The organism is Mesorhizobium sp. LCM 4576, from assembly GCF_001854815.1.
Classification (GTDB): domain Bacteria; phylum Pseudomonadota; class Alphaproteobacteria; order Rhizobiales; family Rhizobiaceae; genus Mesorhizobium; species Mesorhizobium plurifarium.
In genome coordinates, this window is record NZ_MDDT01000024.1 from 559,523 (window position 1) to 583,389 (window position 23,867).

Sequence of the window (23,867 nt, forward strand, 5' to 3'; positions counted from 1 at the left end):
TCAAATTCACTTGCCCCGTGCGGAAAGGGGTACCCGGCTCGGCGAATCCTGGAAAACCATCATTTCTTGTAGCTATTTTCTTGGGAGTTTTTTGGAGGCCGTAATAAAGCCGGTTGTGCAAGTGTATTCGCGCCGAACTGTCGGCTGACGATATTGGCGCCGGTTAGCATGCCGGCGACGGTCGATCGGTGTTCGAAGAGTGGCAACTATTGATTGCAGAAGGCGCTGGCGTTCGATGTCCATTTGCCGAAGCCGGTGGCGACCATGTTGGCGATGACACGGCAGACATAGACCTTCTGCGCCGGGTCGTTGTCGGGGCCGGCATGATAGCGGGCGACGGCCATCGACCAAGTCATGTGCCTAGCATGCAGGCTMACCAGGAAGCGCGCCGCGTAGTCGACATTCTGATGCGGGTCGAGCATGTCCTCGACGCTGCGGAACTGGGCGCCGTGATAGCGATGGTTGATCTGCATGCAGCCGAGATCGATCAGCGTCTTGCCCTCGCGCCGTGCATTCTCGAATGTGGCGAGCGCTTCGCCGCGGCTGTGGGGAAAGATGGCTTTTCCCTCTATATTCAAAGCATTAGGCTGCAGGCTGCCCTTCTTTCCGGTCTCCGTCAGGCCGACCGCGTAAAGGATGCCGGCGGGCACGCCGTAGCGGTCGGCGGCGCGCAGGATCTCCGGCTCGCAGGGATTGGCCGCGGCGCTGGCCGCGCTGACGGCGAARCTAGATATACATATCGTCGTCAGCGCGCTCGCGAAGAGGCGAAGCGGCACGACTGAATTCTTGTGCGCCATTGCCATCGTTCCTTCCCGGTTGCCGGTCGCCGCCCGCGCTGTTGCCGCCCGAGTTCCCGGGCTGGAACGAAGGCTGGTCGCGGCCTGTCGACATCGGCATGGCGCTGCTTGYGTCAACGCGGCTGGCCGCATGCGCTGCTATCGAAGGTTGCAGGATCGTAACCTTGTCGACATCGAAGCCGAGGCTGCGCATGGACTTGACGATAGCGTCGCTGTCGGCGGTGAGACGGTGATATGCCTCGTGTGTCTGCGGCTTCATCTCAATCGAAAGTTGCTCGCCCGACAGCCGCAGGCTGGCGGTGACCGATCCGAGCTCCGAAGGATGGAGCTCGATCTTGAGCACATGTGTCGGAACGGCAACAGAATTGGTCGTCTGCGAGCCTGCCGAGGCGGTTGCGAAGGCCTGCTGAACGCCCTTGTCGGAGGCAAGCGTTTCAACCAGCGCCGATGCCGTCTGGCCGATCGGGTTTTGCGCCGGCGCCGGGAAGCTCTGCTGGCTGACGACTTCCATGCGTGCGGCGGAAGAAGACGGCTTGCCCGGTGTCTGCTGCGTGGCCGACTGCGATTGTTGCGCGGTCTTGGCGGCAGAGGCCGGCCGCCAGCCTTGTGGCGGCACCAGGCCGTCCGCCTGCGGTTCGTTGCCTTGCGCCGGCATGATCTTGGCATCGCTGCGGCCCGGCATGTCGAGAGCCCCGTCCGCCTTGAGCGGCTTCTGCCCGAAGTCAGGCCCGTGGTCTTCAGCCGACGTCGAACGGGTGGATCGCGACTGCGGCTCGCCGGAACCGTCGACCGCCGCGCGCTTGCCCGGGCGCAGCGGCAATTGCAGTGATCCGTGTCCGCCGGCGCCATCGTCACCGTCGGTGCAACCTTTGTCGCCCGCGCCCGACGACTGCGCGAAATGCTTCATGTCGCTCAGCGCCATCAGCAATGGCAGGCGATCCTGCAGCGGCGCGGAATCGCTGGTTTGTGCTGTGCTATCATTGTCCGCCCCCGGCTTTGCGTCTCCGGCACTGTTCTTCGTGGCCTTTCCCGTGGTCGCTTTCGACGGGGCGGTTTTCCCCCCGGGGTCCTGGTCCGGCTCCTCTTTGCCAGTGGCAGATGAGCGCTCTGCGAGATGTGCGTCCGGCGTTACCGGTCCGGCGGCATGTCTGCTCTGCGGCCGATCTGATTTTTCCGCCCCGTTCACCATCTCGCCGAAATTCTGATCCTTGTCCTTGCCGCCGGCTGCGTGCTGCCGAGGCTGACTCGAAGCAAAGCCCGGCAGGGTCTGGTTGACGCTGGTCATTTGGGAGCTGCTCCGAGGAGTTGGTCGATCTGGTCGAGCTGACGGCGCGTGCTGGTCACCGCCGCGTCGATCGGGTCTTGCGCATCGGTCGTCGCCACCGGCGCGGATGCCTGCACAACCGGCGCGGCGCCAGTCGGTGCGGGAGCTGCCGCCGGCGTCTCAGCCGGCTGCGGGGCGGGGGGYGGCGAAACCGCGGACGCGTCTTTCGCCGGATCGCTCGCCGCGACCACCGGATCGCTTGACGCGACCGCCGGCTGGTCGGGCATCGCCCCTTCAACCGGAGGCAAGTCCGCATTGGCCGGATCGGCCGAGGCCTCAGCCGCGGATTTCGCGTCCTCGCCTTTTGCGGCGGTTGCCGGTGCGGCGTCGGCTTTCACGGCCGCTTTCACCGGCGCCACGACTTCGCCTGCGACAGCCTGCGCGGCGTCGAGCAGGTCGCGGTCGCTTTGCGAAAGCTTGCCCCGATCGATCTTGCCGAGCTTGGCACGGACTTCATCGACACTGGCCGATGTCATGGTGGAAAGGCCCGAATAGAGCTGGGTGCGCGGGTCATCCTGGTTGCCGTTGCCGTTGCGGCCCAGCTCTGCCTTGGCCGAGGCGAAAGCCSACAGCTCCGTCATGCCGTCGATCGCGGCGTGGCGCGCGATACGCAGATAGATCACCTTCTCGCGCTCGGGGTCCATCATCGAGGTGATGTCGGCGATCTTGTCCTGGCTGATCGCCATGTGCAGCGCGATGATGCCGGAAACGAAGGCATCGGCGAACTGGCTGGCGTAGGGCGAATAGAGGTAGGACGCGACATACTGGGTCGAGGCCAGCGCGAAGCGGGCAGCATCGCCCTGCGCGGCCGCGATGCCGACGGAGCGGCGAAGCGCAGCCTCCTCGACGAGCGTGCCGGGGCTGAGCAGGCGCGCCTCGTCGAGCAGCCTAAGCGCTGTCGCCGGGTCATCGGCCGCAAGCAGCGAGCCCTTGACCAGCGCCAGGAAGGCGCCGATGTCGGCGGGCACGCTCATCGGATCGATCGGCTTCAGCGTTTCGATGGCCTCGGCCGGCCGGCCGTTCAGATAGGCGACGACGCCCTTGGCGATGGCGAGGCTTTGCGGATCGGTCATCGCGCGCGAAGCCGCCGCCGCGACCGTCACCGGATTGCCGCCGCTCATGCCGTAGACCAGCAAGGCGCGGAAATTCTTCGGCTCCTTGAAATCCCCGGCATTGGCATCGCGCATCCGGGCGTCGATCATTTCGAGGAGCTTTGCCTGCATCGGCAGCGCGGCATGATCGCCGCCGGCAATGCGGTCCTGGATCAGCTGCAGCGAGCGCACCAGCTGATAGGGCTGCAACGCCTCCTGCGCGGAGGCCGCCGATGGCGATCCTGCCGCGAGCAATAACAGCGCTATCGCRCCGCCGATGACGCTCCCGCCCTTCATCCGCCGGCCGTCAGCAGGATTTCGATGCGCCGGTTCGCGGCCGCCATCGGATCGGAGGCGATCTTGGGCTGCCGGTCGGCGAAGCCCGCGACCYCGGTGATGCGGCTTTCGTCGACGCCGCCGCGCACCAGCATGTAGTAGGCCGAATGGGCGCGCGCGGTGGACAGCCGCCAGTTGTCGTAGGTGTCGCTTCGGAACGGCCGCGCGTCGGTGTGGCCGCTGATGGTGATGGTGCCCTTCTTCTGGTTGACGATGTGGCCGATCTTTTCCATCGCCAGCACCAGCTCACGGCGCGGCATGGCCGAGCCGATCTCGAACATGCCGAAATCGAGCTGGTCGGTGATCGAAATGACGACACCCTTGTCGGTGGCCTCGACGGAGACGCCGTCGGCGAGCTTTTCGCCGGGCAGGAATGCCTTGGCGAGTTCCTTCTTGATGTCCGCCGCTTCCTGGAGGGCGGCTTTGCTCGGCGTCTTGCCGCCCTTGTCGGCGGCCTGCTCTTGTTCGGTCTTTTCCGCCTCTGCCGCCTCGGCTTTAGCGTCGCCGGCCGCAGCCTCGCGCTTGTCGGTTTCGGCTTTCCCGCCCTGCGCCCTCTCGGCCTTGCTGCCTTCACTCGATGGCTTCCCGGACTCGCCCTGCGCGGCTTTTTCCGGGGTTGCCAGCGGCTCGAGCGGCGCGGCCGTGAGCGGAGGTGCAGCCGGAACGGCCTTCACCTTCGGCACAGCGACGGTGGCGACTTTCTCGCCGGGCTTGGCCGGATCCCCGTCGATCCTGGCGCGCTCGGCGGTGGCCTCGGCGCCGGGCGCCGCCACCTGCTGCGACCAGAAATCCGGCGCGAATGGATCGCGATAGGATTCGCCGCCGGACGCGCCGGTCGCCGGACCGGACGTCTGGGCGCCGCCTTCGCCCTTGGCGCTGACATTCTGCATCACGCCCGTATCGGCGGCGATCTCGGCCAGCACGGCGTAGGGATCGGCAAACAGCTTCTCATCGGAGAGCTGGGCATCCTGCGCCCCGTCCTTCGTCTGCCGGCGTTCGGAGGAGCCGGCGCCGCCCTTGCCGTCATCGCCCGCCTTGGTCGCGCCCTGCTGCGGGTTGTCCGCTGTCAGCCCGACCTTGCTCGGGCCGTCGCCCAAATCTTCCAGGCCCTTGCGGCTGGAGTTGCGGTCGATCAGCTCGACCGGATTGAAATAGCTGGCGACGGCTGCCTTGGTCTGCTCGTTGGCGGCGTTGATCAGCCACATGACGAGGAAGAAGCACATCATTGCCGTCATGAAGTCGGCGAAAGCGATCTTCCACACGCCACCATGGTGATCGTCGTCGTGACCGTCGTGATTGCGCTTGACGATGATGATCTCGTGCCGGGGGTCGGCATGGCCGACGGTGCTCATGACAAGACCTCCGACAAGGACGCCGACCACTCGGCGATACGCGTCTCGAACACCGTTTCGTCAATGGTGACCGTCAGGTCGAAGCCCGGCGCTTCGGTGAAGTCGAGATTGGCGGCGCGGGACCCGAGCGACGCCTTCAGCGGCTCGAACAGCGAGAGTGGTCCTTGGACACCGATACGCACGRCCTCGCTGTCGGCGACCGCAGTGACGATGGCGTGCGAAAGCGCCTGCAGCGAACGTCGCTGAAGGTCGTCGCTGAGAAGGCCGCCGACGATGCGGGCGACGGTCGCGCCGGCAAGCTCGGCAACGCGCCGCTCCATGGCTTCGATCCGCGTGGCGACCGCGGCGCCAAGATCGCCGCCGAAGCTTTCCAGGAAAGCTTTGGCCGCATCGTCACTGGCCTGACGCTCGGYGTCGAGCGCAGCCTGGTGGGAGAGCGCAAGGCGCGCCTCGAGCGCTGCCTCCGCGTCGGCAACCGCCTCTGCGATCAGCGCGCCGATATCGGCCTGCGGCGCCGGCGCGGCCGGCATGTGTTGGACGTCACCGTGATCTTTCGGCACCTGGCTGGCTGCCGAGGTCCGCGACCCGAAATCGGGCAGGAGATCGAAGAGGGCTGCCGAGGCCATGGCCTAACCCACGGCTTCCGGGGCGGCCGCCCATTTGCGCAGGATCTGCGCGGTGCGCTCCTCGTTGAGATCGACCATGCGGGCTAGCCGCTCCTGCGGCGCCGGCCGGATCTTCTGGCGCAGGTCGTCGAGCGGCGTTGCGCCGGCGCGCGCGCCAGGCAGGGCGCCGGCCGGGGTCTCGGCGGTGATCGCGGCGACGGGCGCATCGGGCGTCGGCAAGGAACGCTGCACGTCGTCGAAGCTCGGGCCGGCAATGGCCGCGGGCTTCGCCGACGCCGTCAGCGCCGCGGCCATCGGCTTCAGGCCGAAGAAGGCCACCAGGAAGACGACGACGATGAAGGCGCCGGCATTGATCAGCGTGCCGGTATAGGTGCCGATCGAGGCGAGGATGCCCGGTTGCTCGATAGGCTCGCCGTCGAGGCCGTTGATGAACTCGACCGCGGACACGTCGATGACGTCGCCGCGCTTGTCGTCGAAGCCGGTCGCCGAGGCGACCATCTTCTGGATATCGGCGACGCGTTTGGCGATCTGCTCCGGGGTGGCGTCCTTGCCGAGGATTGTCTTCAACCGATCCTGGTTGACGACGACCGCGATCGACATCTTGTTGACCGTGTAGCCGTTCGAAACGGTCGCGATCTTCTTCGAGTTGATCTCGTAGTTGGTGATCTCCTCCTTGCGGTCGTTCTGCGAGGAGGATTGCGGTCCCTCGGTGGTGGTGGTCTGCGTCTCGGGCAGGTTCTGCTCGACGCTGGTCGGCGTCGAGGCCTGCTTCTGGTTGCTGGCCTCGTTGGTCTTGACCGATTGCACCGAACGCTCGACGCGCGAGTTCGGATCGAAGATCGTCTCCTCGGTCTGACGGGTGTCGGTGTTGACGTCGGCCTTGACGCTGGCGCGGAAATTGTCCGGGCCGAGATAAGGAGTCAGTGCCCGGCGGATGTTGTCGCCGATCTGCGTCTCGACCGTCTGCTCGATGCCGAGCGTGYGGGCAGCGCTCGTGTTGGACGGGTCGTCGCCGGCGGYCAAAAGGTTGCCGTTGGAATCGAGCACCGTGACCTTGTCGGCCGAGAGGCCCGGAACAGCCGCGGCAACGAGGTGGYGGATCGACATGGCGCTCTTTTCGGCATCGTTGYCGGCATAGCGGATGACCACCGAGGCGGAGGGCTGCTGCTCGTCGCGGCGGAAATTGGCGCGCTCGGACATGACGATGTGGACGCGCGCCGCCTTGACGCCCGAGATCGACTGGATGGTGCGCGCGATCTCGCCTTCCAGCGCGCGCACGCGGGTGATCTGCTGCATGAAGGAGGTGAGGCCGAGCGAGCCGACATTGTCGAACAGCTCGTAACCGGCATTGGCGCTGGTCGGCAGGCCTTTCTCGGCAAGCAGCATGCGCGCCTGCGCGGTGGTGCCGGCCGGCACCAGCACGGAGGTACCGTCGGAGCCGACATCGAAGCCGATGCCGGCGTCGGCCAGCACCAGGCCGATCTGGTTGACGTCGGAACGCTCGAGGCCGACATAGAGCGTCTCATAGGCCGGACGGTTGAGATAGACGGACGCRATGCCGATGACGGCCATGACCAGGGCCGCGATGCCGCCCATGAGCGCCAGACGCCGCACGCCGAAGCTCTTCAAATTCGCGATGATGCCCTGGATCTGTTCCGGCACGATTCAACCGCTCCCAGCATGACTGTCCGCCGGAAGACTAGACCGCGAAGCTTGTGCGAGGATGATAGGGCGTGCCGCCAAAGAGCCAGCAAGATGCTGAACGCGCACTTTCCTTCCGGGCAACGAAAAAAGGCCGCGTTTCAGATGCGGCCTTTTCGTCGGTCGATGGTGATCAGGCGGCTTAGCCGTTCTTGAACAGCTGCAGGATCGACTGCGAGGAGCTGTTGGCGATCGACAGGGACTGGATGCCGAGCTGCTGCTGGACCTGGAGCGCCTGCAGGCGCGTCGATTCCTTGTTCATGTCGGCATCGACGAGCTGGCCGACGCCGCGATCGATGGAGTCCATCAGGCTCTGCGTGAAGGTCTTCTGCAGGTCGATCGAGCTCTTGGCGGCGCCGAGCACGGTGGCGGCGTCGGTAAGCTGACTCATGACGTTGTCGATCTTGGTGACCATCTGCGTGATGATGTCGTCGGTCACGCCCGTCGCCGTGATGTCGAGATTGAAGGCGGAGACGTTGTCGATCTTGACGGGCGTGCCCGACACCGCGGCCTGGCCGGCGGTGTTGGCGGCGATGTCGGTGTTGCCGGCGGCGATCGAGGCCGCATAGGCGGCATCATATGCCGATTGGTCCGCGGCGGTGGAATAGATCGAAGTCTTGCGATCGAGAATGCCCTGGTTCTTGACGGCCGTGGAGAGGCCGGAATCGAACAGCTTGGTGCTCTCGACATCGATGTCGATCGTTCCAAGCGAAATGGCGCCCGACGACGAGCGATTGAACGAGGAGACGATCTTGGCATCCGGCTGGACACCGTCATTGGCGGCTGCAACCTGCGTGGACGTCACCGACAGGTAGTTCGAGCCGGAGAAGGTGGCGGCGTCGGCGAAGGATTTCATCTGCGCCTGAAGCGCGGTGATTTCGGTCTGCGTCTTGGCCTTGTTGGCATCCGACTGGCCGACGGCCGACAAAAGCTTGGTCTTGATCTTGCCGATGGTGTCCAGCACGTTGTTCATGCCGGTATAAGCGGTGTCGACCTTCGAGGCGCCGAGGCCGAGCGCGTCCTGCACGGTCGACAGCGCCGAGTTGTCGGATCGCATCGTGGTGGCGATCGACCAATAGGCAGCGTTGTCGGAGGCCTCGGAAACCCGATAGCCGGTGGAGATCCTCGACTGCGTCTGCTCGAGCGACTTGTTGGTGGCGTTGAGGCTTTGAAGTGYAGTCAACGCCGCAGCGTTCGTCATGATGCTCGCCAAGAAACTCGCTCCTTCTCAAAAGCCGGCATGCCACACAGGCCGGGTCTCGACCTGCCCATCGGTTGCGATCGTGCCGGTCGGGGCCGAGTCGGCAACCTGTCGTATTCATTGGTTAACCATACCTAGCGCGATATGGTTAATGGCCTGTTAAAAGTAGGCTTTCGAGACGTTAAGAAACGAAGATTGCGCGGGCCTTGAGCAAAGCAATTCCAGGAAAAGTGTGAAACGGTTCTCCAACCGGAATTGCTTCGAAGCAAATAGAGACGAAGCGGTTCACCGTTTCCGTGAAACGGCGAACCGCCCCAATAAAAAATCGGGCCGCGCTTTTGGCGCGGCCCGATGCTTTAGCCTGGTCAGTATAGAGCGATCAGCCGCGGAAGAGCGACAGGATCGACTGCGACGAGCCGTTGGCGATCGACAACGCCTGAACACCGAGCTGCTGCTGCACCTGCAGCGCCTGGAGGCGGGTCGATTCCTTGTTCATGTCGGCATCGACAAGCTGGCCGACGCCGCGGTCGATGGAGTCCATCAGGCTCGAGGTAAAGGTCTTCTGCAGGTCGATCGAGCTCTTGGCGGCGCCGAGCTTGGTCGCGGCGTTCGTCATGTCCTTCAGCGCGGCGTCGACGACCTTCATCATCTCTGCGATCTGGGTGTCGCTGGCAGCGGTCGTGCCGGAGAAGATCTTCATGGTGGCGACCGAATAGGTGTCGCCCGCCGCAGCTGCCGCACCCAGGGTCGGGTTTTGCGCGGTAGTGGTGACGGCGCCGGTCGCACCGACGCGGTCGGCGTCGAGGATGCCCTTCGACACGCCCGACGCCGTGCCTGCCTCATACAGCTTGATGCTTTCCACATTGACGTCGATCGTCGAGATCGAAACCGCGCCCGAAGCGTCGCGGTTGAAGGCCGAAACGATCTTGACGTCGGCCGCGCTCGTGGCAGTGGCGCCGCTGTTGACCGACAGCATGTTGGTGCCGGAGAAAGTGGCGCCGTCGGCATAGGCCTTCAGCTGGTCCTGAAGAGCCTTGATTTCGACCTGGGTCTTTTCCTTCGAAGCGTCCGTCTGGCCGTAGGACGCGGTCAGCTTCTGYTGGATCTGGTTGATGGTGGTGATCGCGCTGTCCATGCCGGTGTAGGCAGTGTCGACCTTCGAGGCGCCGAGGCCGAGCGCGTCCGAAACCGTGGACATGGCCTGGTTGTCGGAACGCATCGTGGTGGCGATCGACCAGTAAGCGGCGTTGTCGGAAGCCTGCGAGACGCGATAGCCCGTCGAGATGCGGGACTGGGTGGTGTCGAGGTTCTTCTGGGTGGCGTTCAAGCTCTGCAGAGCGGTCAACGCCGAGGCGTTGGTCATGATACTGGCCATGGTACTCGTACCTATTTTACAGGGATTTTTTTGACATACCGGCATGTCCGGTATGACGGTGCGGCATCATGCCAATGACCGTTCGACTGGGTCACCCGCCATCTGCGAGCGACTATGGCGGGAAGTCCCTACCAAAGACCTAAATCGGAGGGTTAATCGAAAATATATTGCGCAAAATTTGTACGGAACGGGACGTCATTTCGACGCCCGTCCGAGCATCGTCAGGTGAACGATCGCACCAGGCTGCCGACCAGAAGGTTCCAGCCGTCGATCAAGACGAAGAACAGGATCTTGAACGGCAGTGACACCACCGTAGGCGGCAGCATCATCATGCCCATGGCCATGGTGACGGTGGCGACGATGAGGTCGATGACGAGGAAGGGCAGCACGATGAGGAAGCCGATCTCGAAGCCGCGCCGGATTTCCGAGATCATGAAGGCCGGCACCAGGATGCGCAGGTCGACGGTTTCGCGCGAGACGGTCTGGCCGCGCTCGCGGGCGAGGTCGGCGAAGAGGTCGAAATCCTTGTCGCGCACATTGTGCAGCATGAAATCGCGGAACGGCCCGGAGATCTTCTCGAACGCCTCGCCTTGCGTGATCTGGTTGTCCATCAGCGGCTTCACGCCGGTGTTCCAGGCCTGGTCGAAGGTCGGCGCCATGACATAGAAGGTCATGAACAGCGACAGCGAGATCAGGATCAGGTTTGCCGGCGTCGATTGCAGGCCGATGCCGGCGCGCAGGATCGAGAAGGCGATGACGAAGCGGGTGAAGCTCGTCACCATGATCAGAAGGCCAGGYGCCACCGAAAGCACGGTGAGCAGGCCGAACATCTGGATCAGGTAGCCGACTGTCGTACCGTCGGCCTTGCCGAYGCCGCCAAGATCGAGTTGCTGGGCCGCGGCGACGGACGTGGTGACGACAATGAGCGCCATGGCTATGAGGAATTTTCTCATTCGAGCAGCATCGTCCTGACGAGAACCTGTTTGACGTGGCCGGCGCTGCGCAGCGCCGCGCGCTCGTCGAGATCGGCCTTGAGATGCTGGTAGCCGCTGGCGCCTTCAATCTGGTGCAGCTTGAGCGTGCGCACGAATGCGAGCAGGTCCTGATGAACCTGCTCGGTCATTTCGGGCGGCTGGGGAGCATCATAGAGCAGCGACACCTCCAGCCGGATCCAGACGTCCGATGGCGAGGCGAGATTGGTGGTGATCGGCGCCAGTTGCGCGAGCGTCGGCCCGGCGGCCTTGCCGCCTTCGGCGGGTTTTTCCGCGGTGCCGGCGTTTTCCGGCGCCGCGGGCACCGGCGCCGGCGTTTCGCCTTGCTTGAGATAGCCGCCGGAAACCCAACCCATGCCGACGGCCGCGCCCGTCATGACCAGGAGCATGGCGAGCTGGATCACCAGGGAAGGTCCCTTCTTGGGCTGGACCTGCTCGACATTGGCCACGGCGGCGTTCTCCCGAACCTAGAAAGGAAGAACCTGGTCGAGGACCTGCTGGCCATAGGCCGGCTGCTGGACCTCGCTCACACGGCCTCGACCGCCATAGGAGATGCGCGCCTCGGCGATGCGCTCGTAAGGGATGGTGTTCTCCGCGCCGATGTCGGACGGACGAACCATGCCGGCGATGGTCAGCACGCGGAGCTCATAGTTGACCCGGACTTCCTGCGAGCCCCTGATCATCAGATTGCCGTTGGGCAGCACCTCGGTCACGACGGCGGCGACGTTGAGGGCGATGTCTTCYGAGCGCTTGATCTCGCCGTCGGCATTGGTCTCTGTGCTGGAGCTCAAGCCGGCGTCGCCCTTACCGCTTGTGCTCTTGCCGTCCCATCCGAGCGTGACGTCGTAGCCGAGCTTGCGCGCGGCGGTGCGGCTGCGGTCGTTCTGGTTCTTGAAATTGGCCCGGTCGTTGAGCCTGATGTTGACGGTAAGGATGTCGCCGGCGCGCAGCGCGCGCGGATCGGTAAAGAGCCGGCTCTGGCGGTCGTCCCACAGCGAAAACTTCTTCGGCCGCGAGGCCGGCGGCTCGGGATAGCTGTAGGGGCCGGAGGCACCGTCGCCGATACCGGAACCAACCGGYGATAAAGCGGGCTCCCTGCCGATCTCCTTGAAATTGGTGCCGCAGCCGGACAGCGCCGCTATCGCGACCAAGACAAAGAACTTCGACTTCATGACGGATCAACCCTTCGCGCCGCGCTGGCCATGATGCCGGTGAGAGTCGCCGCCGCCTTCTGGTCCATTTCGTTCAGGATGACGCCGGCCTTGCGTGAGTCGAGCTTCATCAGGATGGCCGCGGCGAGCTCGRCATTGACCATCGCCAGACGTTCGGCGGCAGCATCGGGCTTCATGCCGGCATAGATCTTGACGACGCCGTCCTCGGCGCGCGCTAGGAACACTTCGCGGCGCTTCAGCCATTCCTCGTATTCGGCCTTTTTTGCCTCCAACGCTTTCATGCGCTCATCGATGCCGGCCTGCAGCTGCTTCAATTCCTCGGCCTGAAGCGCATAGCGGCGGTCGCGCGCGGCGTCCGCAATGTTGGAGCAGAAGCGCTGGATCTCGCTTTCGTCGGGAGCCTTCCCCGCCGCGAGCGCGGCCGGYTGGGCCGATGCCGTCTCGCGCGTCAGTTCGGCCGGCTGAGCCGGCGTCTGACCGCCGGGCAGGACCTGCCGGACTTCCTCGGCGCCGACGGAAACGCTGCCGACAAGCGCGGCCGCCGCCGCGGCGGCGATCATTGTGAGGGGGTGACGTGTCTTCGAGGAGAAAAGCGCGATCATCGGCGTGCCTATTGGAGGACCAGGTCGGCCTGCAAGGCGCCGGCCGATTTGATGCCTTGCAGGATGGCGATGATGCCGTCGGGCTTCACGCCGAGGCGGTTGAGGCCGGAGACAAGCGTTTCGAGATCAGGGCCGTCGAGCACGGCAACACGCGCGTCGGGCCGGCTCGCCTCGATGGCGGTGAAGGGCTCGACTGCGGTCTGTCCCCTYGAGAAGGGTTCGGGCTGGACCACCTTAGGCGCTTCGGTGATACGCACCGTAAGGGTGCCATGGCTGATCGCCACGCGAGAGATCCGAACATTGTTGCCGATGACGATGGTGCCGGTGCGCTCGTCGATGACGACGCGGGCAGGGGCGTCCGATTCGACGACAAGATTCTCGATCTCGGCGTAGAAACGCGCGGCGGAGACGTTCTTCGGCCGCCTGATCTGCACCGTGCGCGCATCGCGCTCGGCGGCGACACGCATGCCGAAGCGCTGCGAAGTGTAATCGTTGATGGCGTCGGCGATGCGGATGGCGGTGGAGAAATCGGGATTGCGCAATTGCAGCGTCAACACGCCCTGGTCGTCGAACTCGGCCGGCACGGCACGCTCGACGATGGCGCCGTTGGGCACGCGGCCGGCGGTCGGCACGCCCTGAGTGAGTTCTTCGGCCTGGCCCTTGGYGGTGAAACCGCCGACGATCACCGAGCCCTGTCCCACGGCATAGATCTCACCGTCCGCCGCCTTGAGCGGAGTCATCACCAGCGTGCCGCCAGCGAGCGAGGTGGCGTCGCCCATCGAGGAGACGTCGATGTCGATGCGGGCRCCCGACTGGACGAAGGGCGGCATGTTGGCGGTGACGATGACGGCGGCCACGTTCTTGGCGCGCGCGCTGCCGCCTTCGGTGGCGATGCCGAGATTCTCCRGCATGGCGCGGATCGACTGTTCGGTGAAGGGCGAGTTGCGCAGGCTGTCGCCGGTGCCGGCAAGGCCGATCACCAGGCCGTAGCCGACGAGCTGGTTATCGCGCGCGCTCTGCAGCTGGGCGATGTCCTTGATGCGCGCGGCGACCTGGCCGGGCGGCAGCGTGCTTGGACCGGTCGAGACCCGGAACATGCGCTGGGTCGTGGCCGGATCATATTCCGGATCGTCGTAGACGCCGCCATTCTTCTGCGCGAGCTCGCGCTTGGCCTTGGGCGTCAGCCCATCCGCCAATGCCGGCTGAAGGCCGATGACGGCGCYCAGCAGAAGGACGAAGGCGCRCATCACGAAGCRCCGACCTTGATGGTGCCGTCGGCCATCACCGTGCCCGAGATGATCTTGCCGCTGTCGATGTTGCGGATCTTGATCTGGTCGCCGGCGGCACCTGGCTGCAGCGTGACGCCGGCCGCCGAGATGGTCAGCGCGCCGGCGGTGAAATAGACCTGCACGGAAGCGCCCTGCTCGACCAGCCAGGCCTCGCGGATGGCGGTGACCGGGATGTAGCGGCCAGGCAGAAGCGTGCGCTTGGCGACCTTGCCCTGAAGCTCCTCGGAGCGCGTCGCCATGCCGTCGGGCTTGTGCTTGCCGGGGATGAGCGTCACCTGCTTGAGCGAGCCGGGCTCGATGGTCTCGCCGGGATAGATGACCCGGTTGGGGATCAGCACGGCCTCGCCGGCGGGCTGGCCGGCTGCGATCTGGTTTGCCGACTGACCGGTCGTGTCCTGCGCGAAAGCCGGCATGCCGGCGGCCACCAGGACGGTGGCCAGCGCGGCGCGACGGAGCGCGGAGGAGATCGACCGGGCCATCATCCGTTACCTGATGTTCTTGGAGACCACCGAGGCCATATCGTCGGCGGCCTGGATGACCTTGGAGTTCATTTCGTAGGCACGCTGTGCCGAAATCAGCTCGGTGATTTCCTTGACCGGATCGACGTTGGAGGATTCCAGATAACCCTGCTGGATCGTGGCGAAACCCGGGTCGCCGGGCACGCCGACATTGGCCGGGCCCGAGGCAGCCGTTTCCTGGAAGAGGTTGTCGCCGAGCGGCGCCAGGCCTGCTTCGTTGGCGAAGTTGGYGATCTGAAGCTGGCCGAGCAGCTGCAAATTCGTCTGACCGTCCAAGCGGGCAAAGACCTGGCCGGTCTTGTTGACGATCACCTCGACCGCGTCGGTCGGCACGGTGATGGCCGGAATGACCTCGGCGCCGTCGACGGTCACCAACTGCCCGGTGGCGTTGGTGTTGAAGGCGCCGGCGCGCGAGTAGAGCGTGCCGCCATCGGCTCCCTGGATCTGGAACCAGCCCCTGCCGGTCAAGGCCAGGTCGAAGCTGTTGCCGGTGCTGGCCAACTCGCCTTGCGTGTGGACGTTGCGCACAGCCGTCGTCTTGACGCCAAGACCGATCGAGACGCCTTCCGGCACCAGTGAGGTGTTGGAGCGGTTGGGCACGCCCTGCGTGCGGTCGACCTGGTAGAGCAGGTCGGAGAACTCGGCCCGCGCCCGCTTGTAGCCGGTGGTGTTGATGTTGGCGATGTTGTTGGCGATGACTTCCAGGTTGGTCTGCTGGGCGTTCATGCCGGTGGCGGCGATGGCAAGGGCTTTCATGACGCGGTCCTAGATACTCATGCGACTGATTTCGAGATAGGCCGAGACGACCTTGTCGCGGATGGCGATGGTGGTCTGCAGCGCCTGCTGGGCGCTCAGCACCGCATCGACGACCTGGCGCGTGTCGGCGTCGCCCTTCAGCGCCTGGATCGACATCTGCTCGGCGCCCTGCAGCGTGTTGACGGTTTTCGTCGCCGCCTGGCTGAGGACTTCGGCGAAGCTGCTGCCGACGCTTTCGCTTGCCTGCGTTCCGATGCCGCCTTGCAGCAGACCCGGTGAAGCCTGCTCCGCTCCGTCGACTGCCGTCTTGAATTGTATTGCCCCGATACCGCCGATCATTACTGGTTCCTCATCAGGTCGATGGTCATGGAAATCAGATCGCGAGCCTGCTTGATGACCTGCAGGTTGGCTTCATAGGAGCGGTTCGCCTCGCTCATGTCGGCCATTTCGACCAACGTGTTGACGTTGGGCATCTTGACGTACCCTTTGTCGTCGGCGGCTTCGTTGCCGGGCTGGAATTCGATCGGGAAGTCCGAAGGATCGCGGGAGATCGCGCTGACTTCCACCAGCGAGCCGCCGGTCGCGCGATCGACCTCGGACTGGAAGGTGATGGTCTTGCGGCGATAGGGATCGGCGCCCGGCGTGTTGCCGGTCGACTGGGCGTTGGCGAGGTTTTCCGAGACCACGCGCAGGCGTTCCGACTGGGCGCCGAGGCCGGAGGCCGCGACTTTGAGGGCTGCGGTGAGGGCATCCATGGTCAGCTCTTCACCACCATCGTCATCATCGAATGGAAGGCCTTGACGATCGCCGTGTTGAGCTCGAAGGAGCGGCGGACCTCGCCGGCCTTCATCAGCTCCTGTTCGAGAACCACGGTGTTTTTCGACGGCATGATCGCGCCGTCGGGATCCTCGGGCTTGACGTTGAAGCCGGCATTGGCCGTTTCGGCGCCTAGGTGGCCGGCCTGCGTGGCGGCAAGCGTCACGGCGGTCCGGTCGAGCACCTTCTCGAACGGCTCGACGTCATTGGCGGTGTAGCCCGGCGTGTTGGCATTGGCGATGTTGGAGGCAATCGTCGACTGGCGCACGGCCAGCCATTGCGACTGCCGCGTGGCGAGATCGAAAAGATTTACCGGTTCCATGGGAATCTCCGGGGCAAGTACGCGCAAGACTAGGCGGCCAGTCTTGCGCGGACCTTGCGCGCGGGGCGGCCACATGGCCCGGCATAATTACTTGGAGAGCTGGATCACCTTGTCGGCGCTGGTGACGATCACCCATCTGCCGCCGCGCTGCTCGATCGAGGCGACGCGGCTGGAATCAGGCAGGATAGAGCCGCGCTGGACGAGCCACAGACCGGTATCGTCCTCGATCATGGCGCGGCCGTTGGCGACATGCACCATCTTGAATTCCGAAGCGGCGGCAGGGAAGGGCTGGTCGGCGGGCGGCGGCGCGGGATCGTCCTCGACCGTTCCGGTGGCAAAGAGGTCTATATCGGCATTGGGAACGTCCTTGGCCGTCAGCGGCCCGCTGCGTTGGGCCACGACGCCGCCGCCCTCGCGCCCGGCATTRCTGCCGCTGCCGCCGAACTTGATGGTCTGGACGCCGAACTGTTCCTGGTTGAAGAAGATGTACCAGGGGAACAACGCGCAGATGAGGCCGAGCGTGATGCCGAGCGCGGCGATGACGAAATCGCTTCGGCGGTCGGCGCTCCTGTCGACCAGGCGCGGGAACTGGGCTTTCGGTGGCTCCGGCCATTCGGTGCGGGGAAAGAGCCCGTCAAGCAGGGAATCGCGGCTGGCCTGCGCGACATCGGCCGTCTCGGCGGTGGATGGCCGCGGCGGATGCGGCCTGTCGGCTCTGGTCAGGAGAGCCGTTGCCTTCTGTGTCCTGGCATGCGCGGCCTTCTCCTTGGCAGTCCTTGCCGCGTCGGCCTCGGCTCTCTCCGCCGCCTCGGCCTCGGCAAGCATGTCGCGCAACATGCGCTCGGTGTATTGGAGCTCAGTCTCCTTGATCGCCATTCAGCTTCCCCTTGAGATGGCGGGCGAGATCGGCGAACGGATCGGCCGACGCGCGGTCCCTCGGCGATTGCGTGAGCGCCTCGTAGATCAGCGGCACCTGGCGCACCGCGTTGTCGAGCTCGGCGTCGGCGCCGCTCTGGTAGGCGCCCAGCAGGCGGATGTCGCGCGTATCCTCGAAGCGCGCGATCATCGATTTCAGCTTTGTCACCAGCATGCGCTGCTCCGGGCTCCAGGCCTTGTCGGCAAGGCGCGAGATCGACGACAGCGGATTGACCGGCGGATAGCGGCCCTGCTCGGCGATCGCGCGGTCGAGCACGACATGGCCGTCGAGGATGCCGCGCACCGAATCGGCGACCGGATCGTTGTGGTCGTCGCCGTCGACCAGCACGGAAATAATGGCGGTGATCGAGCCTTTTCCCTCGGCGCCGGGGCCGGCGCGTTCGAGCAACTTCGGCAGGTCGGTGAAGACCGAGGCCGGATAGCCGCGCGCCACCGGCGGTTCGCCGGTTCCGGTCGCCACCTCGCGCAGCGCATGCGCGAAACGGGTGATGGAATCCAGCACCAGCAGCACGCGGTGACCCTGGTCGCGGAAATGCTCGGCCACGCACATGGCGGTGTCGGGCGCGCGCCGGCGCATCATGGCGCTTTCGTCGCTGGTGGCCACGACGGCGACGGTCTTGGTCATGCTCTCGGCGCCGATCGTGTCCTCGAGGAATTCGCGCACTTCGCGGCCGCGCTCGCCGATCAGCGCCACGACGACGGTATCGAAGGCCTCGGCGCCTGCGAGCATGGCAAGCAGCGTCGACTTGCCGACGCCGGACCCGGCGAAAATGCCGAGCCGCTGGCCGAAGCAGAGCGGGGTGAAGATGTCGATCACCCTGACGCCGGTCAGGAAGCCGGTGCCGACGCGCTGGCGCGCCAAGGCGCCGGGCGTCGCGCCATGCGCTGCATCCGCCGCATTCGGCCTGATCAGCGGCGGGCCGCCGTCAATGGCGCGGGTCAATGCGTCGATGGCGCGCCCGCGCCAGGAGACATGCGGCGTGACCGCGAGAGGCCCGCGGCGAAAGACGGCGTCGCCGATGCCGGCATCGGCGCTGCGCTCGAAAGGGGCGACCACCACCTCGTCGCTGCCGATCTTGACGATCTCGCCGCGTCGCGCGCCGGCCTTGCCGCGCTGCTCGACGATGTCGCCGAGCCTGGCAATCCCGGACAGGCCGCGGACCTTGTAATGCGTCGGCGATATCTCGGCGATGYGGCCGCCGCGCGACAGCAGCGCCTGCGGATCGTCGAACCGCCRCCAGATGCGTTCGAGCGCGGCCAGCCTGTCGGTCTGTCCGGTGTCCGCCGGGCTCTCGGAGGCGCGCAACAGGGACGAGCCGGTCGTCATGCCGTCACTTCGAGCCGAGCGTCTTGATCGCGTCGTCGGTGGAGGAATCGGTCTGCCGCATCAGCGCCGCCGTGTTCTCGAAAGCGCGCTGCACCTGGATCAGCCGGGTCATTTCCAGCACCGGGTTGACGTTCGACTCCTCCAGGAACCCTTGAGCGACACCGACGTCCGAACGATCGGTGACAGGTTCGGGCGTGCGCGCCGGAAYGATGCCCGAATTGCCGTAGCGGACGAAATTCTCGCCGGGGTCGAAATTGTAGAGGCCGATGGCGCCGACCAGCTGGTCGTTCTGCCTGAGCGAGCCGTCGGCGCCTGCCTTGGGCGGGCCGTTGCGCGGATCGAGCTGGATCGGAGCGCCACCGCCGTCCAGCACCGGATAGCCTTCGATCGACATCAATTCGCCGTTCTCGTTCATGGAGAAGCGGCCGTCACGCGTCATAACCGTGCCGGCGGGGGTTTCGATGGCGAACCAGGCATCGCCCTGGATGGCGAAATCGAACGGGTTGCCGGTTTCGGTCAGCGCGCCATGCGCGCCGGAAAGATAGGTCTTGCCGGAAGAGGCGAAGGAGACCGATTTCGGCCCGGTGCCCGAGACCACGTCCTCAAACTTCACGCCGGTGGCGCGAAAGCCGATGGTCGAGGCGTTTGCGACGTTGTCGGCGATGGTGTCGAGACGACGCTCGAGCGCGATCTGAGAGGAAAGGGCGACGTAAAGACTGTCCTGCATGATCTTCTCAGAACTTCAACTGCTGCATGGCCATCATCAGATCGGTGGAGATGCCGACAGTGGTCGGCTGYGCGAAGAGCACGCTGACCRACGTCACCRCCGTCGAGGTCGGATGGGCGATCTCGTACATGCTGGTGAAGCGGGTCAGAAACTTGCCGAGCTTCTCGGGGTCGGTGAAGTCCTTGATGTCGAGCTTCTGCCCGAAGAGCTGCGCCTRCTTGTCGATGTCGGCGGTGGCGAAGGAATCCGGCAGGCCGAGCGCGGTACGCACCACGCTGGCTAAAGCGGTGTCGGCCAGCACGTCGTACCAGCTGGTGATATCGGGCGCCTTGCGCTGGAAATAGAGCGCCAGCCGCACGCCTTCGTTGGTCTGGCCGGCGTCCTCCTCCAATGTCTGGCGCAGATACATGTCGACGGTCGGCTGCTGCGCAGTGACGCGCGTGGTGGTCGTATCGCCGTACTGCGCGAAGTTGAAAGCGGCGGCGAGCCCGGCATAGGCCTTGTTGGTCTGCTGGTTGGCGACGCTGTCGGGATCCTTCACGCCGCCTTGCAGGACGGACTTGATCAGATCCTTGTCCTCGGTGACCGAATCCAGGCCGAACGCGGCCAGCGCGTAGGTGTAGAGCCGGTCGTTCGACATCAGGTCGTCGATCGACTTCACCTTGGTGATGTTGGCGAGATAGTAGGTCGTCTCGCCTTTCACATAGTCCGAATCCGGATCAAGGCCCGCGATCTCAGCCTGCGTGGCGTAGTTCGCCGTAACCTGCTGCTGTGTCGGGTTGTAGACCGTCGCATTGGCGCCGTCGGCAGCGAAGTTGAAGGCAGCGACGAACTGGGCGTAGCGCTTGTCGGTCAGCTTGTTGGCGAAGCTGTCGGGATCGGAGACGCCTTCCTTCAGCGCCTTGACCATGAAGGCCTTGGCGTAGTCCATGTCCTCGAGCCCGTAGGCCTTCATGGCATATTTGAACAGGCGGTCGTTGTTGACGAAATCGTCGATCGATTTCACCTTGGTGATGTTGGCCAGATAGTATTGGGTGTCGCGATCCACCGTCGGCTGCTRCTCGATGCGGGCGATAGACTTGGGGATGTCTTTGGCGATCAACTGATAGCTGATATAGGTACTGAGCAAAGGGCATGCCTCCGGCCGAAGCTATCCCCGCACGATAGCGCCACTTCCTTGCGCGAAGCTGAATCGCGTCCGCTGCCTTCGATTCAAGCCTCACACAAGGCACGGGGACTATCCCTGATTCACGACGTGACATGCGGAAGGACCTGTCGTGGGCATTCTGATCGGACTTGTGGTGACGCTCGGCTGCGTTCTCGGCGGCTTCATGGCCATGGGCGGGCATCTGCATGTGTTGYTGCAGCCTTGGGAAGCGGTGGTCATCTGCGGCGCCGCGCTCGGCACCTTCCTCGTCGCCAACCCGATGAAGACGGTCAAGGACACCGGCAAGGGCATCCTCGAAGCCTTCAAGCAGGCGGTACCGAAGGAGCGCGACTATCTCGAGACGCTGGGCGTCCTGCACAGCCTGATGCGCGAACTGCGCTCGAAGTCGCGCAGCGAGGTCGAGGCGCATATCGACAATCCGGAAGAGTCGGCGATCTTCCAGGCCTTCCCGACCGTGCTCAAGAACCATGACCTGACGAACTTCATCTGCGACTACTGCCGCATCATCATCATCGGCAATGCCCGCTCGCATGAGATCGAAGCGCTGATGGACGAAGAAATCCAGACGATCCGCACCGACAAGCTCAAGGCCTATCACGCGATGGTCGCGGTCGGCGACGGCCTGCCGGCGCTGGGCATCGTGGCAGCCGTGCTCGGCGTGGTGAAGGCGATGGGCGCGCTGGACCAGTCGCCGGAAATCCTCGGCGGCCTGATTGGTGCTGCGCTCGTCGGAACCTTCCTCGGCATCTTCCTGTCCTATGCGGTGGTCGGTCCGGTCGCCACCAAGATCAAGACGGTGCGCGAGAAGAGGAATCGTCTCTACATCATCGTCAAGCAGACGCTGCTTGCGTATATGAACGGCGCCCTGCCGCAGGTGGCGATCGAATTCGGCCGCAAGACCATTTCCTCGTACGAACGTCCGACGATCGATGYGGTGGAGCAGAGCACCATGAGCGCCGGCACCGCCGAGAAGAAGGCGGCCTGAGCATGCAGCATCCGAGACAGGGCCGCCTGCCGTCATGACCAGTCCGGCCAGTCCGTCAGAAACGCGGGCCTTGATCATCGAGCGGCTCGTCGGCGACAGCGGCGAGGCGGCGCAGGTGATCGGCGCCGGCCGCGGCATGGCGGAGCGGGCGCTGCCGTTGCTGCAGAAGGCGCTTGCCGCGGAACTCGGCGCGCCGGTGACCGTCGATCTGCAAGCGGTGGAGGTCGGCCGCGTTCCCGAGGCGCGTTCACGCGCCGGCGATGCCTTTGCCCTGACCGTCGTGTCCTCGCCGACCTCGGCCGACGCCATGACGCTGGTGATGGATGCGCAAGCGGTCGCCGTCATGGTGAGCGCGCTGTTCGGCGGCGATCCCGACCAGCCGGTAGCGCCGATCGAGCGCGACCTGTCGCAGATCGAGGCCGACGTGGCGACCACCGTGTTCCAGGAGGTCGCGGCGGCTCTCAACGGATCCGGCAAACGTTCGCTCGACCTGCGCCTGCCCGTGCCGAAAGCAATGTCCGGCAACGAGGCGAGACGGCGCGTGTTGCGCGACGGCGCCGCCGTACGCATCGTCTATGGCCTGTCGACGCCATCCGACAGCGGCACGCTCACGGTGATGATCCCGCAGCGCCTGCTGCTCACCTCGCGCAGCGGCGACGCCGCCGCTGGCGAGCATGGCGAGACCACGGAATTCGACTGGCGGGCCCGCTTCTCCGAGGAGGTGATGCGCTCGACCGTCCGGCTCGAAGCGACGATGCCTCTCGCCCGGCTGACGCTCGGCGACCTCGCGGCGTTCGAGCCCGGCCAGGTGATCGAATTGGAGGAAAACGCCCAGCTCAACGCCAGGCTCAGCGCCCGCGACAAAACACTGTTTGTCTGCGAGTTCGGCAAGCTGGGGCAGAACTACACCGTCCGCATCAGCCATCCGCATGATGCCGGGCAGGATTTCATCGACGGACTRCTGCCGGGCTGACGCCGGGCGCGGCATTCATGGAGACGACAGATGGCAAAGACCAAGGTGGAAGCCGAACCCGATCAGCCCGACGAGCAGCTCGACCGCGCCATCGAGGAACTGCGCGGCGTGCTGCGGGAAGAGGAAAAGCGCCCGGACGCCGCCCTCCAGTCGGGCGCCAACTCCTCCATCATCATGACCATTCCGGTCGACGTGCAGATCATCCTCGGCAGCACGGAGATGCCGGTCTCGGAGCTGATGGCACTGCAGAAGGGTTCCACCGTCGCGCTCAATCGCCGTATCGGCGAGCCGGTCGACGTCGTCGTCAACGGCCGCAAAATAGCGCGCGGCGAGATCACGGTGCTGGAAAGCGATCCGACGCGCTTCGGCATCCGGCTCACCGAGATCATCGCCGCGACAAAAAGCGCCTGAGAATGGACGGCGGGCGGACCAATCGGCAGCGAGGGCTACACGCATGACGACGGCATTGGCGCTGACACGTCCGCAAAAGGCGGCGGCCATACTGGTGGCCATGGGCAAGCCCGCGGCCAGCCGCCTGCTCAAATTCTTCAAGCAGGACGAGCTGAAGGCGCTGATCGAGGGCGCGCGTCTCCTACGCACCATTCCGCAGGCCGACCTGGAGCGCATCGTCGCCGAGTTCGAAGCCGAATTCACCGAGGGCGCGGGCCTGCTCGATTCAGCCGACCGGATGGACACGATCCTCAACGAATCGCTGTCGCCCGAAGAGATGAGCGCCATCATGGGCGAGAAGAAGTTCGAGCCGGTCGTGGAAGGGCCTCCGCCGATATGGCCGGAYCTCGAGAAGCTCGAGCCGTCGCGGCTTGGCAGCTTCCTTGCCGGCGARCATCCGCAGACATCGGCCATGGTGCTGTCGAAGCTTACGTCGCAGACGRCCGCCAACGTGCTGCTCACCATGGAAAAGCCGATGCGCAGCCAGATCATCAAACGCATGGTGACGATGGCCAACATCCCCGACGCGGCATCCAGGATCGTCGAGAACCAGCTGCGCGTGAGCGTGCTGTCGCAGAAGGYCAGCCGGGACACCACGGCCGGCCAGGAGCGTGTCGCAGGCATGCTCAACGAAATGGCGAAGCCCGAACTGGACGAACTCATGCAGGACCTGGAGGAAGCCGGCACGCCCGATCTCGCCGGCGTCAGGTCGCGGCTGTTCGCCTTCGACGACCTGCCGCTGCTGCCGCAGAAAGCCCGCGTCCTGCTGTTCGACGGGCTGTCGACCGAGCTCGTCACGCTGGCGCTGCGCGGCGCGTCGCCGGAACTCGCCGAATCGGCGCTGTCGGCCATTGGCGCGCGCTCCCGTCGCATGATCGAATCCGAACTCGGACAGGGATCGGAAGGCATTGCGCTTGCCGACATCATGGCGGCGCGCAAAAGCATATCGGTCGCCGCCATCCGGCTATCGCGCGAAGGGGCTTTCGAGCTGCCCTCGACGCAGACCGCCGCCGCCGAAGCCGCCTGACGAT

General features: G+C 65.1%; 26 protein-coding genes. 4 read left to right on the forward strand and 22 right to left on the reverse strand.

The genetic code is table 11. The features are described 5' to 3' along the window. Window positions 1-206 precede the first annotated feature (206 nt). The 22 genes from LCM4576_RS15685 to LCM4576_RS15790 form a co-directional block, all read right to left on the reverse strand. Window positions 207-797 (reverse strand): transglycosylase SLT domain-containing protein, encoded by a 591-nt coding sequence (locus LCM4576_RS15685; protein WP_407067380.1) that lies wholly within the window; start codon window positions 795-797, stop codon window positions 207-209. Next, on the reverse strand, window positions 727-2,082 hold the full coding sequence (locus LCM4576_RS15690; RefSeq protein ID WP_071032995.1) for a flagellar hook-length control protein FliK: 1,356 nt from the start codon (window positions 2,080-2,082) through the stop codon (window positions 727-729). The genes LCM4576_RS15685 and LCM4576_RS15690 overlap by 71 nt, the downstream gene beginning before the upstream one ends. Then, window positions 2,079-3,422, reverse strand: a complete 1,344-nt coding sequence (locus tag LCM4576_RS15695; RefSeq protein WP_244510810.1) for a chemotaxis protein MotC — start codon at window positions 3,420-3,422, stop codon at window positions 2,079-2,081. Before LCM4576_RS15695 ends, LCM4576_RS15690 begins: the two co-directional genes overlap by 4 nt. Before the next feature lie 83 nt (window positions 3,423-3,505). Next, on the reverse strand, window positions 3,506-4,900 hold the full coding sequence (locus LCM4576_RS15700; RefSeq protein ID WP_071032997.1) for a MotB family protein: 1,395 nt from the start codon (window positions 4,898-4,900) through the stop codon (window positions 3,506-3,508). Further along, window positions 4,897-5,526, reverse strand: coding sequence for a hypothetical protein (locus LCM4576_RS15705; protein ID WP_071032998.1), 630 nt, complete (start codon window positions 5,524-5,526; stop codon window positions 4,897-4,899). The genes LCM4576_RS15700 and LCM4576_RS15705 overlap by 4 nt, the downstream gene beginning before the upstream one ends. Before the next feature lie 3 nt (window positions 5,527-5,529). Continuing rightward, complete coding sequence (gene fliF / locus LCM4576_RS15710; protein ID WP_071032999.1) at window positions 5,530-7,188, reverse strand: flagellar basal-body MS-ring/collar protein FliF; 1,659 nt, start codon at window positions 7,186-7,188, stop codon at window positions 5,530-5,532. A gap of 181 nt (window positions 7,189-7,369) precedes the next feature. Next, on the reverse strand, window positions 7,370-8,440 hold the full coding sequence (locus LCM4576_RS15715; protein WP_071033000.1) for a flagellin: 1,071 nt from the start codon (window positions 8,438-8,440) through the stop codon (window positions 7,370-7,372). Between the two features lie 367 nt (window positions 8,441-8,807). Then, window positions 8,808-9,803 (reverse strand): flagellin, encoded by a 996-nt coding sequence (locus tag LCM4576_RS15720; RefSeq protein WP_040989968.1) that lies wholly within the window; start codon window positions 9,801-9,803, stop codon window positions 8,808-8,810. Between the two features lie 221 nt (window positions 9,804-10,024). Next, window positions 10,025-10,756, reverse strand: coding sequence for a flagellar type III secretion system pore protein FliP (gene fliP / locus LCM4576_RS15725; protein ID WP_071033001.1), 732 nt, complete (start codon window positions 10,754-10,756; stop codon window positions 10,025-10,027). Next, a complete protein-coding gene (gene fliL, locus LCM4576_RS15730) occupies window positions 10,753-11,244 on the reverse strand; it encodes a flagellar basal body-associated protein FliL (protein WP_071033003.1) in 492 nt (163 codons plus the stop codon). The genes fliP and fliL overlap by 4 nt, the downstream gene beginning before the upstream one ends. 18 nt (window positions 11,245-11,262) lie before the next feature. Further along, a complete protein-coding gene (flgH, locus tag LCM4576_RS15735; protein ID WP_040989963.1) occupies window positions 11,263-11,967 on the reverse strand; it encodes a flagellar basal body L-ring protein FlgH in 705 nt (234 codons plus the stop codon). Beyond that, window positions 11,964-12,569 (reverse strand): MotE family protein, encoded by a 606-nt coding sequence (locus LCM4576_RS15740; RefSeq protein ID WP_071033004.1) that lies wholly within the window; start codon window positions 12,567-12,569, stop codon window positions 11,964-11,966. Before LCM4576_RS15740 ends, flgH begins: the two co-directional genes overlap by 4 nt. Before the next feature lie 8 nt (window positions 12,570-12,577). Next, window positions 12,578-13,666 (reverse strand): flagellar basal body P-ring protein FlgI, encoded by a 1,089-nt coding sequence (locus LCM4576_RS15745; protein WP_244510821.1) that lies wholly within the window; start codon window positions 13,664-13,666, stop codon window positions 12,578-12,580. A 149-nt stretch (window positions 13,667-13,815) separates the two neighbouring features. After that, complete coding sequence (gene flgA, locus LCM4576_RS15750; RefSeq protein ID WP_041012831.1) at window positions 13,816-14,337, reverse strand: flagellar basal body P-ring formation chaperone FlgA; 522 nt, start codon at window positions 14,335-14,337, stop codon at window positions 13,816-13,818. A 6-nt stretch (window positions 14,338-14,343) separates the two neighbouring features. Continuing rightward, window positions 14,344-15,132 (reverse strand): flagellar basal-body rod protein FlgG, encoded by a 789-nt coding sequence (flgG, locus tag LCM4576_RS15755; protein ID WP_071033006.1) that lies wholly within the window; start codon window positions 15,130-15,132, stop codon window positions 14,344-14,346. A gap of 9 nt (window positions 15,133-15,141) precedes the next feature. Continuing rightward, complete coding sequence (locus LCM4576_RS15760; protein WP_040989955.1) at window positions 15,142-15,471, reverse strand: flagellar hook-basal body complex protein FliE; 330 nt, start codon at window positions 15,469-15,471, stop codon at window positions 15,142-15,144. Further along, window positions 15,471-15,887 (reverse strand): flagellar basal body rod protein FlgC, encoded by a 417-nt coding sequence (gene flgC, locus LCM4576_RS15765; protein WP_040989953.1) that lies wholly within the window; start codon window positions 15,885-15,887, stop codon window positions 15,471-15,473. Before flgC ends, LCM4576_RS15760 begins: the two co-directional genes overlap by 1 nt. Before the next feature lie 2 nt (window positions 15,888-15,889). Further along, on the reverse strand, window positions 15,890-16,270 hold the full coding sequence (flgB, locus tag LCM4576_RS15770; RefSeq protein ID WP_071033007.1) for a flagellar basal body rod protein FlgB: 381 nt from the start codon (window positions 16,268-16,270) through the stop codon (window positions 15,890-15,892). A gap of 87 nt (window positions 16,271-16,357) precedes the next feature. Beyond that, complete coding sequence (locus LCM4576_RS15775) at window positions 16,358-17,146, reverse strand: hypothetical protein (RefSeq protein WP_071033008.1); 789 nt, start codon at window positions 17,144-17,146, stop codon at window positions 16,358-16,360. Then, window positions 17,127-18,533 (reverse strand): flagellar protein export ATPase FliI, encoded by a 1,407-nt coding sequence (gene fliI / locus LCM4576_RS15780; protein WP_071033009.1) that lies wholly within the window; start codon window positions 18,531-18,533, stop codon window positions 17,127-17,129. Before fliI ends, LCM4576_RS15775 begins: the two co-directional genes overlap by 20 nt. A gap of 4 nt (window positions 18,534-18,537) precedes the next feature. Beyond that, the gene (flgF, locus tag LCM4576_RS15785) at window positions 18,538-19,260 is read right to left on the reverse strand and encodes a flagellar basal-body rod protein FlgF (RefSeq protein WP_071033010.1); all 723 of its coding nucleotides are present in this window, start codon (window positions 19,258-19,260) and stop codon (window positions 18,538-18,540) included. 7 nt (window positions 19,261-19,267) lie between these two features. Beyond that, complete coding sequence (locus LCM4576_RS15790; protein ID WP_071033011.1) at window positions 19,268-20,389, reverse strand: DUF1217 domain-containing protein; 1,122 nt, start codon at window positions 20,387-20,389, stop codon at window positions 19,268-19,270. Window positions 20,390-20,537: 148 nt separating this feature from the next. Between LCM4576_RS15790 and motA the strand changes: the two genes are divergently transcribed. The 4 genes from motA to LCM4576_RS15810 are packed head-to-tail and all read left to right on the forward strand — an operon-like array spanning window position 20,538 to window position 23,863. Continuing rightward, complete coding sequence (motA, locus tag LCM4576_RS15795) at window positions 20,538-21,413, forward strand: flagellar motor stator protein MotA (RefSeq protein ID WP_071033012.1); 876 nt, start codon at window positions 20,538-20,540, stop codon at window positions 21,411-21,413. A 34-nt stretch (window positions 21,414-21,447) separates the two neighbouring features. Continuing rightward, a complete protein-coding gene (locus LCM4576_RS15800; RefSeq protein WP_041004678.1) occupies window positions 21,448-22,386 on the forward strand; it encodes a FliM/FliN family flagellar motor switch protein in 939 nt (312 codons plus the stop codon). Between the two features lie 30 nt (window positions 22,387-22,416). After that, a complete protein-coding gene (gene fliN / locus LCM4576_RS15805; protein WP_041004676.1) occupies window positions 22,417-22,797 on the forward strand; it encodes a flagellar motor switch protein FliN in 381 nt (126 codons plus the stop codon). 43 nt (window positions 22,798-22,840) lie between these two features. Beyond that, window positions 22,841-23,863, forward strand: a complete 1,023-nt coding sequence (locus tag LCM4576_RS15810; protein ID WP_071033013.1) for a flagellar motor switch protein FliG — start codon at window positions 22,841-22,843, stop codon at window positions 23,861-23,863. Window positions 23,864-23,867 lie beyond the last annotated feature (4 nt).

What these genes read in the sequence shown, in the direction of transcription:
- LCM4576_RS15760 (WP_040989955.1), bottom strand. Translation starts at nt 15,471, where the DNA reads ATGATCGGCGGTATCGGGGCAATACAATTCAAGACGGCAGTCGACGGA.
- flgC (WP_040989953.1), bottom strand. Translation starts at nt 15,887, where the DNA reads ATGGATGCCCTCACCGCAGCCCTCAAAGTCGCGGCCTCCGGCCTCGGC.
- flgB (WP_071033007.1), bottom strand. Translation starts at nt 16,270, where the DNA reads ATGGAACCGGTAAATCTTTTCGATCTCGCCACGCGGCAGTCGCAATGG.
- fliN (WP_041004676.1), top strand. Translation starts at nt 22,417, where the DNA reads ATGGCAAAGACCAAGGTGGAAGCCGAACCCGATCAGCCCGACGAGCAG.